Here is a 15,742-nt window from a genome sequence, read left to right on the forward strand (position 1 = left end):
GTTTTTTTATAAGGCTGTTTATGTTTTATCCAATAGCACAGAAATTGATGTTCGCCTGTGACGCCGAATGGTCACATAATTTTGCCCTTGGCAGCTTAAAACACTTAGCCCATACGCCAGCTGCCGGGTTATGGCGCCAGACCCTGCCATTAAAGCCGGTTACCGTGGCCGGTATCCATTTTGATAACCCGCTGGGTTTAGCCGCCGGGCTGGATAAAAATGCTGAATGTATCGATGCCTTTGGCCAGATGGGCTTTGGTTTTATTGAGGTGGGTACCGTTACGCCAAAACCACAACTGGGAAATGATAAGCCACGTATTTTCCGCCTGCCGCAGTCACAAGCCATTATTAACCGGATGGGGTTTAATAACAAAGGCGTCGACTATCTGGTAGAAAACGTAAAAAAAGCCAGTTATAAGGGCGTGCTTGGCATTAATATCGGCAAAAATAAAGATACACCCAACGAGCAGGGTAAAGATGATTACGTGCACTGTATGCGCAAAGTGTATGCCCATGCCAGCTATATTACTGTAAATATTTCATCACCCAACACGCCGGGTTTACGCGATCTGCAATTTGGCGATGCACTGTACGATTTATTGCAAAGTGTAAAAAATGAACAACTGGATTTGCAGGCGCAGCAGGATAAATATGTGCCGGTGTTTGTAAAAATTGCGCCGGATATGGATCTGGTGGCGGTAAATCAGGTGGCAGAAACTCTGCTTAGAAGCAAAATGGACGGTGTTATTGCTACCAATACCACGCTGGACAGAAGCCTGGTGCAGGGCCAGCGTTATGCCGATGAAGCCGGCGGCTTAAGTGGGCTACCGGTAAGGGATAAAAGCACTGAAGTGCTGCGCCAGTTACGCGCCGCTGTAGGTACAGCTATGCCGATTATTGGCGTGGGTGGTATTAGCGATGCCCAGTCAGCGCAGGATAAACTGAATGCCGGGGCTAATTTGCTGCAGGTTTATACCGGCTTTATTTATAAAGGTCCGCAACTGCTAAAACAGATCGTAACCAGCTTATAAGGATCAGTAGCTGATCTTATTCTGTTAGAACAAAATAGTCTTTAACATCTTGATCAGCTTAGTGTATTCCTATAACTGTTTGATAAATAACCGACTTAATACACCACAGGAAACCTATGCTCAGGCCATCAGAACGCTGGTTCTGGACTTACTGTCCATCCAAAGACCGCTTATTGCTGGATATCAGCGATGAGGCACAGTTTTGTTCGCCTTTTACTGCAAGCCAGCTGATACAGCAACCTCAGCAGCAGGCGCTGTCTATGGCAGAGGCTGAGACTTTCTGGGCTATTGATGAGAGTTTGCAGCAACTGGATATGCCAGCAGCCGTGCGGCTGGAATTATGCCTGAGCGCACTGTGCGCGCCGTTTTTGCAGCAATTAGCGCATAAAAGCTGGTATTTTCAGCAGGGTAGTCAGTGCAATGCGGTTCAGTCGGATGTGGTAATACTACGTGGCCTAACTAACCAATATGCGTTGGTGCTGGCTGCTGAACCTGATTGTGTAACCTGTTTATTGCTGGGTGAAATAAATACGCTGGCCGGTAAAGTGTTGCCACGTTTGCAGGTAATACGTGTGCTGCGCAATCGTATCAGTGCGTTGGATGTGGTGTTACCTTATCGTCACAGCGCCTGATTTTTAGCGGCGTTCTTTCTCTTCAGTGCAGATCCGACTACACTAGCGGCAATTTTTGTTGTCGCGGAACCCCGTATGTCTGCCATTGAAACTCCTTCAGCCGAACTTGAGCCTTTTTTAGCCCAGCTTAGCAGTGCTATTGCAGCAAAACAGCTGCATAAACTGGTACTGAGTAAATACCAGGGCCCGCAGCCGTTAAAACAGTTGCAGATAAGGCCGGTAGAGCTGAAACAGCAATGGCAGCTTAGTTTTACCTATAAATATCAAACCAACGATGTCACCCGAAATTTCAGCCCTGAGCAGGCCATTGCTGAAATTAAAACGCTGTTAGGTGAACAGTTTTATGCGGCTAATTTATTTACTGCAGCGCTTGAAGCACAGCTGAGTATCAGTAAAAAGGGCAAAGTACTGTATCAGCAAAAACGTTTAACCGCGCCGGTTGCACCGCAGCAGGATAGCAGCCATAACCGGCAAAAACAGCGCTATCTGACACTGGAACGGCCGTTTTTGCAGCAGTTAGGCGTTACCGACGCACAGCAGCAACTGATACCTGCTATGTCGCGTAAGTGGAAGCAAATTAACAAGTTTATTGAAATTTTCTCCGGTGCTGTGCAAGACACTGGCCTGAGTAAACAAAAACAGCTGCACGTGGCTGATTTTGGCTCAGGCAAAGCCTATTTAACCTTTGCTATGCACGATTATCTTACCGGTACGCTGGGGTTGGATGCCAAAGTTACCGGGGTGGAGCTAAGGCAAAATCTGGTTGATCTGTGTAATGAAACGGCAGCAAAGCTGGGCCTTAACGGCATCGATTTTGAGCAGGGCGATGTCAAGCATTTTAAAGCCCGGGGTATTAACGTGATGATAGCGTTGCATGCCTGTGATATTGCTACGGATTACGCCATTCATATGGGCATTGCTACTGGCGCAGATATTATTATGTGCTCGCCATGCTGCCATAAACAGATCCGCCCGCAAATGAAAATGCCTGCTGTGCTGGCCCCCATGTTGGTACATGGTATACATTTAGGCCAGGAAGCGGAAATGGTAACAGACAGTCTGCGCGCCTTATTGCTTGAGGCATCCGGCTATAACACCAAGGTATTTGAGTTCGTTTCGCTGGAACATACCAGTAAAAATAAGATGATACTTGCAACAAAAAGTAAACAAAAATACAACCGCGAAAATCTACTGAAGCAAGTTGCTGAAATAAAACAATTTTATGGTATAGAGCAGCACTATCTTGAACGCTTGCTGAATATTACGGATGAAATTTCATAACGCGTTAATCACAAAAACTTCACCTGTACAAAATTGACTTCGAACTTCGCTAGCCTGTAGTCTGCCCTGAACGCTTAACCCTGTTAAGCATTAATCAGTAAATTGTTACTGTCAGAAACAGGACACACAGGCTATGAAAACTGTCACACCACCCACAGATCTTCGTCGCGCTAAAATCACCAAAGCGGTGATCCCGGTAGCCGGTTTAGGCACCCGGATGCTGCCCGCTACCAAGGCTATTCCGAAAGAAATGTTACCGGTGCTGGATAAACCGTTGATTCAGCATGTGGTGCAAGAAGCGATCGCCGCAGGCATGACAGAAATAGTGCTGGTAACCCATTCATCAAAAAACAGTATTGAAAACCATTTTGATACCAGCTTTGAGCTTGAGGCTACGCTGGAAAAGCGGGTAAAGCGTCAGCTGCTCGATGAAGTACGCAGTATAGTGCCAAAAAATGTCACGCTGATTTCAGTACGTCAGCCGGTTGCGCTGGGGCTGGGTAACGCCATTATGTGTGCGTATCCGGTAGTGGGGCATAACCCTTTTGCTATTTTGTTGCCGGATGTGCTGATTGATCAGCATCAGAGTAATCTTAAAGTCGATAACCTGGCGGCGATGATGGCGCGCTACAGCGAAACCGGTGCCAGCCAGATTATGGTAGAGCCAGTGCCACACAACATGGTCGATCAGTACGGTGTGGTAGATTTGCAAGACGTTAATTTGCGTGCCGGTACCAGTGCTGTGATCAGTGATATGGTAGAAAAGCCAGCTGTTGATGAGGCACCAAGCAACTTTGCTATTACCGGCCGTTATGTGTTGTCAGAGCACATTTGGGATTTACTGGCGCATATCACACCCGGTGCCGGTGATGAAATTCAGCTGACCGATGCCATTTACCAACTGTGCCTGCGTGAGACGATTGAAGCCTATCATATCGTCGGTAAAAGCCATGATTGCGGCACCAAGCTGGGGTTAATTCAGGCCAATCTGGAATACGCACTGCAGCATGACTTATACGCCAAACCTTTGCGTGCCAGCATCGAGCGTATCTTTGCTGATTTGAATAAAGACAAAAAACACCTGCAACTGTTAAAAACGGTGTAAAGGTGGCAACCATGACGCAACACTCCATTCAGCTCAAAAAAAGCCAGCCGGTAGCCGGGCTGCGTTTTTGCCTGCTGCCACAAAACGAGATTGTGCAAAGCCTCAGGCAAGTAACGCCGTCACATGAACCGCTGCGCTTAGTGGTGACAACCAATGTCGATCATATGGTAACCATGCGCCGGCATCATGAATTTAAACACGCCTGTACTAATGCCTGGCTGGTAACTGCAGATGGCTTTCCGGTTGTGCGCTTGCTTAAATCCCTTGGTATTGCCACGCCAGGTCGTATTACCGGAGCTGATTTGTTTCCGGCAATTTTAGCGGCCTTAATACCGGGCCAGCATGCACCGTTTTTTGTTTGTGCAAATGAAGCTACCGCCGATTATTTACGGCACTGGCTGGCACAGCAGGGTTACAGCACACCAGAGCAACGCGTGCTGGTACCAAAGTTTGGTTTTGAAAAAGACAGTGTTTATAGCAACGAGATGCTGGAGAAAATAACTGCTATGGGTACTACGCATCTGTTTTTTGGCGTAGGTGCGCCTAAGTCTGAGTTATGGATGCAACGCCACCGCGATCAGCTCTCGGGTATGTACGGGTTTGGTTTTGGTGCTGGGCTGGATTTCTTCGCCGGTACAGCAAAACGGGCCCCGCAGTGGGTGCAACGTGTCAGTATGGAATGGCTATGGCGGTTATTGTCGGATCCGCGTCGTTTGGCCAAACGCTATTTAATTGATTCATGGGCCTTTGTACGCATTGCTTTAACAGAACACCGCCTTACCGTGAAGGAGAGCCGTTGATGTCTGCACCTGAGATGTCTCTGCCAGACGCGATTATTGACTGCTCTCATCTGGGGCGCAAAACCACGGGTATTGAGCGCATTACCGAAGAGCTGTTTTCTGATGAAGCCCTGGGTGGTTGTCAGGTTGTGCGGTTAAAAGCCAGCAGCATTGGCGGCATGTTGTTTCAGCAGTGGTTCGGTATTTTGTATGCGGCAATTAAGTACCCGAAAAGCTTGATCATAACGCCGGGTTTTCCGCCTTCTATTCTGGCTACATTGTTATTAAAAAAACGCCTGGTGCCTTATATTCACGATGTATTTTTACTAACCCGTGAGCAGGAACTTAACCCGCGCGCCCGTTACTATATGCGGCCGTCATTTGCTTTTGCGGTAAAGCGGCTTAACAGCTTTTTTGTTAACTCCGTAAAAACCAAACAGGATTTACAGCAGTTTTGCCAGAGCGATGCGCGCATTATTATGTTCCGGCCACAGGTGCGTAACGTTTTTGCGTTGCCGCACAATAGCGGGCGTTATAACAGTGTCGATTTAAGCAAACTGAAAATTGTCATGCTAGGCACAGTAGAGCCACGCAAAAACTACACTGCTGCTGTCGCTATTTTTAACGCGCTTAAACAGCGCCTTGGCGACAGCATTGAGCTGCATATTGTTGGCCGGCTGGGCTGGGGCCCGGATGCCAGCTTACTGCAAAACACCGCCGGTGTATTTTGCCGCGGCTATTTGTCAGGCGAAGAGATAAAAACACTACTCGACAGCGCAACATTTTACCTGTCTACCTCTCATGATGAAGGGCTTGGCTTACCGCTGCTGGAGCTACAGTACAGCGGCATTGCCGTAGTGGCAGCAAAAATTCCGGTGTTTGCAGAAGTGCTGGGCGAGTCGGGGTTGCTGGTCGATGTTAGTGACGCTGAGCAAGCCGCGACGCAAATTATTGACTTTTGTAGCGATACTGCGCAGATACAGCGACAAAGCGAGCTTGCCAGGCAAAATATTCAGCGCTGGAATGCTTTAGCCGCTGCAGATAAACAAGCAGCCAGTGTGCTTTTCAGAGAGTAGGAGCGCCAGTGTTTTATCACGGTATTAATAATTTTCGGGCGTTGTCTATTTTCCTGATCGTGTTTGGCCATTGTTTCTGGATCTCAAACTGGTATCCGGATAAAACCTGGCAAAATGTCTATCTGTACATGATACCAGGCGGCACGTTCTTTTTTGCCTTTATCAGTGGTTTTTTGTTTGCCCATCTTAATGTTACCTCGTTCCGCTATGCCGATTTTATCGCCAGAAAGTGGCGTAATATTGCATCACCTTATTTGTGGTTATCGGTGCCGGTGATCTGCTTTGCGGTAGTCGTGCAGTATCCGGGGTACTTTGTTGATAGCAGAGACGGCTTTTATTATCAGTACCTGGTGCCGTTTTTTAAATATTTGCTAACCGGCCGCGTATTTACCGGCTACTGGTATATTCCGTTTATTTTGCTGGTGTTTGCTATTTCGCCGTTGCTGGTCCGGTTTTATCACCTTACCAGCAGGGTACAACTGATGATGGTTGCGCTGTTGCTGCTGCTGGCAATGTTTGTGCATCGGGCTGAAGATAATCTTAACCCGCTGCAAAGCTTCGTCTATTTTTTGCCGGTGTTTATGTTTGGCATGGTGTTTAACCGCCATTTTGCGCTGCTGCGTGAACGCTATTTATGGTTGCCTTGGTGCTTGTTGCTGGCATCTATACTGTTATCGGTGTATCAGAGCGCTTATCTGGGCATTGCCCACAATGCGCATAAATACTTCTTTACCTATGGCGGTGCCGATTTAAAGGTGATTGAAAAAACCATGCAGGCGGTAGCGGTTCTGTTGCTGTTTGAGCGCTACTGGCAGCAGCGCCACCGGCTGATAGATTTGGTTGCATCGGCCAGCTTTGCCATTTTCTTTTTACATCCAATTGTTATAGCTGTTTTCAAGAGATTGTTAAATAATACATTTTCTGGTTTTTTGTACTGGCACATTCTCACCCTGGCAGTATTTTCTGCCACCTTACTGCTGGCCTGGAGCATAAAAAAAGTTCTGGGTTCATACAGCAGACGGGTTATTGGTTGGTAACGCATTATGTTAAAGGAGTTGTTATGTTTACACCTGTAATTATGGCTGGAGGCTCAGGAACCCGTTTGTGGCCGTTGTCTCGTGGTAATTTCCCCAAGCAGTTTTTGCCACTTACCGGCGAACACACGATGTTGCAGCAAACGGTATTGCGCTTAAAGGGGCTTGAGCATGCCTCGCCGTTGTTTATTTGCAACGAAGATCATCGCTTTATTGCCGCTGAGCAGGTGCGCCAGCTCGGGCTGAAAAAAGCCGATATTCTGCTGGAACCGGTAGGCCGCAACACTGCACCGGCTATTGCCCTGGCGGCTATGCGCGCGCGCCAGCAAAACAATGCCGATACGGTACTGCTGGTACTGGCAGCCGATCATGTAATTACCGATACCAAAGCATTTCAGCAGGCGACAGAGCAAGCCTTGCCGCTGGCACAAGATGGCAAACTGGTGACGTTTGGTATAGTGCCTGCCAGTGCCGAAACCGGTTATGGTTATATCAAGCGTGGCGAGCAGGTAGGCCAGGCATTTACAGTGCAACGTTTTGTTGAAAAACCCGATCAATCCACGGCAGAGCAGTATTTGCAAAGCGGTGAATATTACTGGAACAGCGGCATGTTTATGTTCCGCGCCGATGTGTATTTACAGCAGCTGCAGCAGTTCCGCCCGGATATCTACACTGCCTGTGAAGCAGCGATGGCCGAGCAAACTCCCGATTTAGAATTTGTCCGTGTTGATAAAGCGGCCTTTGCAGCTTGCCCGGCAGACTCGATTGATTATGCCGTGATGGAGCGCACAGAGCATGCAGTGGTATTGCCACTGGACGCCGGCTGGAACGATGTCGGTGGCTTTGCGGCGCTGTGGCAGGTGTCTGCAAAAGATGCCCAGGATAATGTGTTAAACGGCGATGTACTGGCACTGGACAGCCATGGCACTTATATTCACAGTGAAGACAAGCTGGTGGCGGCAATCGGGGTTGAAGACTTAATTGTTATCAGCACCAAAGATGCAGTGCTGGTGGCGCATAAAGACAAAGCGCAACAGGTAAAACAGATTGTTAACCAGTTAGCCGAGGCGGGTCGCAGTGAAGCGGTATTCCACCGTGAGGTATACCGGCCCTGGGGTAAATATGACTCTGTCGATAATGGCGAGCGTTTTCAGGTTAAACGTATTACGGTAAAACCCGGCGCCAAGCTGTCGGTACAAATGCACCATCACCGCGCTGAACACTGGATAGTGGTATCGGGCACGGCCCGGGTCACGATTGATGATAAAGAGCAGTTTGTCACAGAAAATCAGTCAGTTTATATCCCCATCACGGCTGTACACGCGCTGGAGAATCCCGGCAAAGTGCCACTGGAGCTGATTGAAGTGCAGTCGGGCTCTTACCTGGGCGAAGACGATATTGTGCGTTTTGCCGACCGCTACGGGAGGGCTTAAGCCCATGCAAAAAATAACCTGTTTTAAAGCTTATGATATTCGCGGCAAGCTGGGCGAGCAGCTTAATAACGACGTGGCTTATCGTATTGGCCGTGCTTTTGGCGACTATCTTAAACCGCGCCAGGTTGTGCTTGGCGCAGATGTGCGTGCTACGTCAGAGGAGTTGAAACTGGCACTGGCTGAAGGCCTGATGGATGCCGGTTGTGATGTTATCGATATCGGTATGACCGGCACTGAAGAGGTGTATTTTGCCACTTTTCATCTACAGGTAGACGGTGGTATTGAAGTGACTGCCAGCCATAACCCTATTGATTATAACGGCATGAAGCTGGTGCAAAGCGGCGCACGGCCAATTAGTGGCGACAGTGGTTTGTTTGCTATTCAGCAACTGGCCGAGCAGGGCGAGTTTCAGCCGGTTGCGAAAAAGGGCAGTTACACTAAACAGTCGGTACTTGACGCCTATATTGAACATTTACTCGGCTATATCGATTTGGCAAATATTAAACCGCTGCGCATTGTTGCCAACTCTGGTAACGGTGCGGCCGGCCATGTTGTCGATGCGCTGGAGCAGGCTTTTGCCCGGCTAAAGGTGCCTGTTAGCTTTATTAAAGTACATCATCAGCCGGATGCGACGTTTCCCAATGGTATTCCTAACCCGCTGTTGGTAGAAAACCGTGCCGACACCCGTGCTGCTGTGCTGGAGCATAAAGCCGACTTCGGTATTGCCTGGGACGGCGATTTTGACCGCTGCTTCTTGTTTGATGAACGCGGCCAGTTTATCGAGGGCTACTATATTGTCGGCTTACTGGCTGAAGCTTTTTTACAAAAGCACGCAGGCGCCAGTGTGATCCACGACCCGCGGTTAACCTGGAATACCATCGATCTGGCCATTCAGGCCGGCGGTAAACCCATCCAGTCAAAAACCGGCCATGCTTTTATTAAAGAGCGGATGCGCCTGGAAGATGCCGTGTATGGCGGCGAAATGAGTGCGCACCATTACTTCCGCGATTTTGCTTATTGCGACAGCGGCATGATCCCCTGGTTACTGGTAGCAGAGCTAATTTGCCTTAAAGCACAGCCGTTATCGCAATTAGTGAATGAACGTATTGCCGCGTTTCCATCATCGGGCGAAATTAACTTTACACTTACTGATCCCAAAGCCGCTATTGAGCGGGTACTGCAACATTATATTGCCGGGGCGCTGGTGGTTGACCGCACCGATGGTATCAGCCTTGAGTTTGCTGAATGGCGTTTTAATCTGCGCAGCTCTAACACCGAGCCTGTAGTGCGCTTAAACGTGGAAAGCCGCGCCGATGTAGCCCTGATGAGCTATTACACTGAGCAAATCAGTGCCTTGCTGGTGGCGTCATGAAAATCCTGATAAATCATTTGCTGGAGCCATCCAACCGTATTTCCGGCATCAGCAAATATTTATTTTCGTTACTGGCCGAGTTGCTTAAATCCGAGCAGCATCAGTATGTGCTGCTTACCTCCTGGTCAGAGGAATGTCTGCCGGTAGCGCTGCGCAATCCGGGGTTAACAGTGGTGTCGGTACCTTATATTGAATCTACACCACGTAATCTGTTACGCCAGCTCTGGTTAGTGCCGCAGCAGATGAAGCAGCACCAGGCCGATGCCGAATTTAACTGCAACCCCTTGGGTGGTTTTATCGGCAGCTGGCCCAGAGTTACTGTAACGCATGATCTGTATTTCAATGTCTCACCGGCATCTTACAAGCGGCACCATCGCTTATGGTGGCAGTTGTTTTATCCGCTGACGTGCCGCAGTGCCAGCAAGATCATTTGTGTGTCACAAAATACCCGTAATGATGTCGCGCGTTACTATCCGCAATTTGCCGATAAAACGGTAGTCATTGGTGAGGGGCCTTGCCTGACAATACCGGGAAATATCGACAGTGATGTACAAAAACGCCAGAGTTTTGGCCTTTTTGTTGCCAATGTCTCGCCGAATAAAGGTGCCGACACCCTGGTGAGGGCGCTTGGGCTATTACGCCATAGCGGCCGCAACATTGACGTTAAGCATGTCGGTGCTGACACCCAGGGTAACTTTGCCCGCTTTGTGGCAGCAATCCCGCATGGAGCGGCGCCGGTTTCGCTGGGATACTTAAGCGATGGTCAGCTTAGCGAATTATACAGCCGTGCGCGGTTTTTGGCGTTTCCGTCCCGTTACGAAGGTTTTGGTTTGCCGGTTGTTGAAGCTCAGGCTCACGGCACTCCTGTTATTGCCGCAGATATTCCGGTATTGCGTGAAGTTGCCGGAGATGGTGCGTTATTTTTCGCCCCCGAAGATGCTGCCGCTCTGGCTGAACACATGTATGCGCTGTTGCATGATGATGCGCTATTCAGTGCGCTGTCAGTTAAAGCCCTGCAAAATCAGCAGCGTTTTAACTGGCCTAAAGCCGCGCGCCAAACCGAGCAGGTATTTGAGCAGCTCGCTTGTGACAGCCTGGCAGCGCAAAGCCAGTTAAACTAATTTAAGGTGCCATTATGACTTACAAAACCACTTTTTTTTCCGTGCACCCGATAGACCCTTTTGGCAGCAAAGTAGGGGGCATTGAAACCCATGTACGGCAATTACTGAAATATTGCCCTGCAGGTATGCGTCTTGTCCTGATCGGGGTAGACGACAGTGGTAAACGCAAACTGGGTGAGCTGGCCGAAGTAGAAATGTTTGGTGGCCGTTTTCTGTTTATGCCGATATTACATTGCCATGAAGCCGAGGTAAATGCGGCGGCCAAATCACTGTTTCAATCTACGACATTAAGGTTTTTCGTTAATTTTATCCGCTTTAGCTCACGCATTAAGGCGCTGGCAAAAGAGATGCCAAGCAGCTTTGATATTCAGCGTTACGAGTTTGCCTGGCTATGCCGGTTATATGGCTTTGACTATGTGTTAACCACGCACGGTGATGCCAATCCGGATCAACCGATGGACTCTTTACTCAGCCGCTACTGGTTTTTGCATAAATTTAATGAAAAACATGCCGTGCGCAGCGCCCGCCACGTTTATTCGGTCAATCAGCAGCAAACAGACCGTATCCGCCGTGATTACCCGGAAGTGGCGACAAAAACCGACTTTATGACGGTAAGCGTGGACGATCAGTTATTTAAACCCACAGCCTACCAGAACCTGGAAGGGCCGTTAAAAATTGCCTTTGTTGGCCGGCTTGATACGTTTAAACGCCCGGGCATGATGTTTAAGGTTATTGCCGAAATAGCAAAGCAAACCAACAACCAGGTTGAATTTCATTATGTCGGTGCTGCTAAGCCACAAAGCTTTGCCGAGTTTGCCGCGATAGAACCGCTATCTGTGTGTCATGGCTTTAAAACTTCGGCGCAGGTAGCGCAGTTGTGGCAGGGCTGGCATATGGGCATTGTTACCTCGGTATTTGAAGGTATGCCGGTTTATGTGCTCGAAGCATTATGCGCAGGGCGCCCGGTATGCTCGGTTAACCTGCCACAACTATCACTGGTAATAGACAACACGGTTAACGGTGTGCTGCTGGAGCAAAACAATGACTCAGCTGAACTGGTGCAACAACTGGCGCAGCAGATGCTGGCCACCTGGCACAGTATACGCAGTGGCCAGATCCAGCCAGAGCAGGTTAACCAGAAGGTTGCACCTTATAAAGCCAGTAATCAGATGAGAGTGCTGTTTGATAAGCATGCTCAGTTACAAAGCCGCTCAGCCGGGCTGGTTGCCCAAAGTTAAGCACCAATTCGCTAAATAAACCGTTACAGGAATAGTGTTATGTTATCGCGCAGACAGTTTGTACAGAGCCTGCTTGGGCTTGGTGTGGCGGCAGCGATGCCCGCTGCTCTGGCTAAGCCCGCCGCAACGCTGCCAGGCAACAGTTCTATGGCAGCGTTACTGCCAGGCACAGAGGTGCCCTCGCTCAACCAGATTGCCAGTGCCGCCGGGCGCTTATTTGGTAGCGCTTTTGATATGGCATCAATTAATGACCCGCAATACGGCAGTTTGCTTAAACACCACTGCGGTGTATTGACGACAGATTATCAGTTTAAATTTGGCACCTTAAGATGGCGCGAAAATGAGATCAGTTTCACTAAAACCGATCAGCTAATGGCATTTGCCCGTGCAGCAGGTATACCGGTGCGGGGCCATACGCTGATCTGGAACGAGTGGAACCCGGATTGGCTAAAACAAGCGTCTGACAGCCGGGTAGCCTATTGGCTTGATCGCCATATTGAAGAAGTAGTTGGCCGCTATGCCGGGCAATTTCACTCCTGGGATGTGGTAAACGAGCCGATGTGGCCGGGGCATAACCGCGAATCTGGCTTGCGCGCAGGGCCCTGGTTACGTGCAATGGGGCCGGATTATATAAAACGGGCTTTTGATGTCACGGCACGTACCGATCCTGCGGCAAAGCGGGTACTCAATGAAGCCTGGCTTGATCGCGCCGATCATTGGGGCCGCGGGCTCCGGGCGGCCTTTTTACCCTTGCTGGACAAATTGCTTGATCAGGGGACACCTATTGATGCTATTGGTCTGCAATGCCATCTGGCACCGGGCAACCTTGATATGGACGCATTTTTGCAGTTAGTCGAACAGCTGCAACAACGCCAGCTACCGGTTTACATTACTGAGCTTGATGTTAATGATCAGAGCTTTGTCGATGATGAAGCACAACGGGATCAGCAGGTTGCCAGTACCTACCGCGATTTTTTACAGGAAGTGCTGCAAAACCCTATGGTAGAAATGGTACAAACCTGGCAATTAAGTGACAAATACTCGTTTTATCAGGGCCGGCAGGAACGGCTGGTAAGAGTATTACCTTTTGACCGCGATATGCGTGCCAAACCAGCTTATCAGGCGCTGGCAACAACGCTGGCTATACCACGCCATGGCTGAAATGTTGGCCAAAGCTGTGGCAAAACCTCATTATCCACATATTGCACTGGCCAGAGGCCTGAGCATAGTGCTGGTAGCATTTGGTCACAGCGCTCTGGCCGATATGCACGCTGCAGCTGATGTATTGGGTGTGGTCAGAATGCCATTTTTCTTTTTGCTGGCCGGGCTGTTTTTCAGCTCGCAACATGATGTATTGCATTACAGCAAACAAAAAAGTATCGCGCTTTTAACGCCGTATTTTTTTGTTTTAACGGCGATAGGCGTTAAACAATGGCTGTCAGGTGGCGAATTTGCTGCCTATATGGCCGGTGTACTGTACGGCAATGGTCAGACCATAGCCTGGACACCGCTATGGTTTTTACCGCATTTGTTTTTACTCTACACCTCGGCGGCACTATTGCTGCGCCCCGGCGGTTTTGGCGCATTACAACGAGGTTTGCAGTTTAGTCTTATTTTGTTGTGGTTAATGCTCTTTGGTGTGGTGCTGGCCTATTTGCAGCCACAGTTTTCGCAATCGGCATCATTGTTATTACGCAGTGGCCTGCCGTGGGGCATAGATTTTTTACCGCTGTCGCTGGGCTTTTTTGCCCTGGGGTATCTGCTGAAGAAGCACTTTACTCATGCCCGCTTTAACCCGTTGCTGCTGTTAGGGTTAACGGCGTTATTTTCTGTGCTGCTGTTTACACTCAACGCTGCTGTTGATTTTAACCTGCGCTTATATACGCCGCCGCTTTGGCTGCCATTTATTATTGTTACCGGCTGCTTTATGTTGCTGCAATGGTCTTTACTGCTCAGTAAGCTGCCACTGCTAAGCGATGCTTTTATTCTGTGCGGCCGTTACAGCCTGTACATTCTTATTTTTCACGTGTTTTTGCAGCAAGTATTGCAGCGCCTGGCAGGTTCGGGCGGGGTATTATTGCAGCTGGCAATTTTGCTTGGCAGCATAGTGTTGTCGATTGCTGCAGGCTGGTTTATCCGTCGGGTAGTGTTATTGCGTTACTGTTTTGAACCCGGTGTAGTTCGTGTGAAGGCTGCCAGATAATGTTGTTGTCTAATACGCTTAAATATTTACCCTCCCAGGTGCTGGCGCCGCTGTCGCAATTTCTGTCCATTATTTTGTGGACGTACTTTGGTGATGAAAAGCTAATTGGTTATATCACGTTAATCACAGCGTTTCAGGAGCTGGCGATGGCGATGTTTGTCAATTGGTGGATGCACTACGCCATGCGCGAGTACGGCACTTTTAAACAGCAAAATGATCTGCCGGCATTCTGGCAAAGTTCACGCAGTGTTATTGCTATTTCATCTGTGCTGATGGTTATTGCCGCGCTTACCAATCTGTTGCTGTTTATTGACCAGGCAGCCAGCTTAACTACCTGTGTATTAGTGGCACTTTACGCCATGTTCAGGGCCAGCAATAACTTTAACGCTGCTATTGCTTCGCTTGAGCAGCAAATTGTGCGGTATTCCATTCTTACCAGCGTCGGGCCTTTTGTCGGGCTTTTTATTGGTGTAGCGTTATTACAGCAGTTTGGCGCTGATCCAGTCTATCCGCTGCTGGGTTATGTGCTGGGCGAAATGCTGGCCAGCATTCTGGCGTACCGGCGCAGTAGCGTGAGTTGGCGCCATTGGTCCGTTAACCGCAGTACGGTGATGCAGGCGCTACATTACGGTTTTCCGATGATAGGTTCGGCACTGTTTGCCTGGCTTATTCTGCAATACCCGCGTTACTTTATTGCCAGCAGCATGAGCCTGGAACAAGCCGGCCTGTATGCTGTCGGCGTTGGCCTTGGCCTGCGTATTGCCTCATTGATCACCATGATGGTGACCCCGGCCGCGTTACCTTTATTGTTTAAACTGGTACACGAAAAAGGTGAGCCGGCTGCTGTGGCGCAGCTGCAGCAAAACCTGTTGTTGTTGCTGCTGGTGTTGTTACCTGGCTTAGTGGGCTTATATGCAGTAATGCCGGTGCTTATTCCGCTGTTGGTGGAACAGCGGTTTGTTGATGCGGCCTTATTGGTTATGCCATGGGCATTGCTGGCCGGGGGTATTGAGGCGATTAAAAACGGTTATTTAAACCATTACTTTTTTATCCGCAAACGCACCGGTGCCATTTTGGGCTACGATGCCGCTATGGCGATTACCGCTGTGGTGCTAAGTTACTTTTTAGTCAGCGCTATTGGTATTAAAGGTGGCGCTATGGCCAGTACTGTAGCGTTGGCTCTGGGTATTGCCATTATCGGCTTGTGGCTGCTGCTCACTAAACGTGTAACGCTGCCTTATCTGAGTATTATAAAAATGCTGCTGGCGGTGGGCGTAATGTATCTGCTGGTGCAAAAAGTGGGCGCAGCACAGCCGCTAATGTCGTTGCTACTGAAAATTGGCGTTGGGGCCTTATCCTATATTGCCGTAATGTTGTTGTTGTTTCGTGCTGACGTGGCCGGGTTTATCCGCCAGCGTCAGTCAGGGGCTGGTTGAT

14 protein-coding genes are annotated in these 15,742 nt (G+C 49.2%); all 14 read left to right on the plus strand.

The window, feature by feature from the left end; all coding sequences use genetic code 11:
• Positions 1 to 20 precede the first annotated feature (20 nt).
• The 14 genes from pyrD to AR688_RS08525 all read left to right on the plus strand — a co-directional run bounded on the left by pyrD (position 21) and on the right by AR688_RS08525 (position 15,741).
• Complete coding sequence (gene pyrD / locus AR688_RS08460) at positions 21 to 1,031, plus strand: quinone-dependent dihydroorotate dehydrogenase (protein WP_068231962.1); 1,011 nt, start codon at positions 21 to 23, stop codon at positions 1,029 to 1,031.
• Between the two features lie 116 nt (positions 1,032 to 1,147).
• Entirely contained in the window at positions 1,148 to 1,663 is a 516-nt protein-coding gene (locus AR688_RS08465) for a cell division protein ZapC domain-containing protein (RefSeq protein WP_068231963.1), read from the plus strand.
• A 75-nt stretch (positions 1,664 to 1,738) separates the two neighbouring features.
• Positions 1,739 to 2,944: a class I SAM-dependent methyltransferase gene (locus tag AR688_RS08470; protein ID WP_068231964.1), complete on the plus strand. Its 1,206-nt coding sequence runs from the start codon at positions 1,739 to 1,741 to the stop codon at positions 2,942 to 2,944.
• A gap of 133 nt (positions 2,945 to 3,077) precedes the next feature.
• Positions 3,078 to 4,049, plus strand: coding sequence for a UTP--glucose-1-phosphate uridylyltransferase GalU (gene galU / locus AR688_RS08475; protein ID WP_068231965.1), 972 nt, complete (start codon positions 3,078 to 3,080; stop codon positions 4,047 to 4,049).
• An 11-nt stretch (positions 4,050 to 4,060) separates the two neighbouring features.
• Positions 4,061 to 4,849, plus strand: a complete 789-nt coding sequence (locus AR688_RS08480) for a WecB/TagA/CpsF family glycosyltransferase (RefSeq protein ID WP_068231969.1) — start codon at positions 4,061 to 4,063, stop codon at positions 4,847 to 4,849.
• A complete protein-coding gene (locus AR688_RS08485; protein WP_068231971.1) occupies positions 4,849 to 5,904 on the plus strand; it encodes a glycosyltransferase in 1,056 nt (351 codons plus the stop codon). Before AR688_RS08480 ends, AR688_RS08485 begins: the two co-directional genes overlap by 1 nt.
• Positions 5,905 to 5,912: 8 nt before the next feature.
• Positions 5,913 to 6,941, plus strand: a complete 1,029-nt coding sequence (locus AR688_RS08490; RefSeq protein ID WP_068231972.1) for an acyltransferase family protein — start codon at positions 5,913 to 5,915, stop codon at positions 6,939 to 6,941.
• 23 nt (positions 6,942 to 6,964) lie between these two features.
• Entirely contained in the window at positions 6,965 to 8,371 is a 1,407-nt protein-coding gene (locus AR688_RS08495; protein WP_068231974.1) for a mannose-1-phosphate guanylyltransferase/mannose-6-phosphate isomerase, read from the plus strand.
• A 4-nt stretch (positions 8,372 to 8,375) separates the two neighbouring features.
• Entirely contained in the window at positions 8,376 to 9,743 is a 1,368-nt protein-coding gene (locus tag AR688_RS08500; RefSeq protein WP_068231976.1) for a phosphomannomutase/phosphoglucomutase, read from the plus strand.
• Positions 9,740 to 10,864 carry a glycosyltransferase family 4 protein gene (locus AR688_RS08505; protein ID WP_068231979.1) on the plus strand — a complete coding sequence of 375 codons (1,125 nt, stop codon included), beginning with the start codon at positions 9,740 to 9,742 and terminating at the stop codon, positions 10,862 to 10,864. The genes AR688_RS08500 and AR688_RS08505 overlap by 4 nt, the downstream gene beginning before the upstream one ends.
• Before the next feature lie 14 nt (positions 10,865 to 10,878).
• On the plus strand, positions 10,879 to 12,102 hold the full coding sequence (locus AR688_RS08510; protein WP_068231982.1) for a glycosyltransferase family 4 protein: 1,224 nt from the start codon (positions 10,879 to 10,881) through the stop codon (positions 12,100 to 12,102).
• Between the two features lie 39 nt (positions 12,103 to 12,141).
• On the plus strand, positions 12,142 to 13,263 hold the full coding sequence (locus AR688_RS08515) for an endo-1,4-beta-xylanase (protein ID WP_068231985.1): 1,122 nt from the start codon (positions 12,142 to 12,144) through the stop codon (positions 13,261 to 13,263).
• Entirely contained in the window at positions 13,256 to 14,305 is a 1,050-nt protein-coding gene (locus AR688_RS08520; RefSeq protein ID WP_068231988.1) for an acyltransferase family protein, read from the plus strand. The genes AR688_RS08515 and AR688_RS08520 overlap by 8 nt, the downstream gene beginning before the upstream one ends.
• Positions 14,305 to 15,741, plus strand: a complete 1,437-nt coding sequence (locus tag AR688_RS08525; protein WP_068231989.1) for an oligosaccharide flippase family protein — start codon at positions 14,305 to 14,307, stop codon at positions 15,739 to 15,741. Before AR688_RS08520 ends, AR688_RS08525 begins: the two co-directional genes overlap by 1 nt.
• Position 15,742: the final 1 nt, after the last annotated feature.

It is taken from the genome of Rheinheimera sp. EpRS3, from assembly GCF_001513785.1.
GTDB lineage: Bacteria > Pseudomonadota > Gammaproteobacteria > Enterobacterales > Alteromonadaceae > Alishewanella.

Excerpts from the sequence above, each read along its gene's own strand:
- pyrD (WP_068231962.1), top strand. The coding sequence starts at position 21 with ATGTTTTATCCAATAGCACAGAAATTGATGTTCGCCTGTGACGCCGAA.
- AR688_RS08465 (WP_068231963.1), top strand. The coding sequence starts at position 1,148 with ATGCTCAGGCCATCAGAACGCTGGTTCTGGACTTACTGTCCATCCAAA.
- AR688_RS08470 (WP_068231964.1), top strand. The coding sequence starts at position 1,739 with ATGTCTGCCATTGAAACTCCTTCAGCCGAACTTGAGCCTTTTTTAGCC.
- galU (WP_068231965.1), top strand. The coding sequence starts at position 3,078 with ATGAAAACTGTCACACCACCCACAGATCTTCGTCGCGCTAAAATCACC.
- AR688_RS08480 (WP_068231969.1), top strand. The coding sequence starts at position 4,061 with ATGACGCAACACTCCATTCAGCTCAAAAAAAGCCAGCCGGTAGCCGGG.
- AR688_RS08485 (WP_068231971.1), top strand. The coding sequence starts at position 4,849 with ATGTCTGCACCTGAGATGTCTCTGCCAGACGCGATTATTGACTGCTCT.
- AR688_RS08495 (WP_068231974.1), top strand. The coding sequence starts at position 6,965 with ATGTTTACACCTGTAATTATGGCTGGAGGCTCAGGAACCCGTTTGTGG.
- AR688_RS08500 (WP_068231976.1), top strand. The coding sequence starts at position 8,376 with ATGCAAAAAATAACCTGTTTTAAAGCTTATGATATTCGCGGCAAGCTG.
- AR688_RS08505 (WP_068231979.1), top strand. The coding sequence starts at position 9,740 with ATGAAAATCCTGATAAATCATTTGCTGGAGCCATCCAACCGTATTTCC.
- AR688_RS08510 (WP_068231982.1), top strand. The coding sequence starts at position 10,879 with ATGACTTACAAAACCACTTTTTTTTCCGTGCACCCGATAGACCCTTTT.
- AR688_RS08515 (WP_068231985.1), top strand. The coding sequence starts at position 12,142 with ATGTTATCGCGCAGACAGTTTGTACAGAGCCTGCTTGGGCTTGGTGTG.
- AR688_RS08520 (WP_068231988.1), top strand. The coding sequence starts at position 13,256 with ATGGCTGAAATGTTGGCCAAAGCTGTGGCAAAACCTCATTATCCACAT.
- AR688_RS08525 (WP_068231989.1), top strand. The coding sequence starts at position 14,305 with ATGTTGTTGTCTAATACGCTTAAATATTTACCCTCCCAGGTGCTGGCG.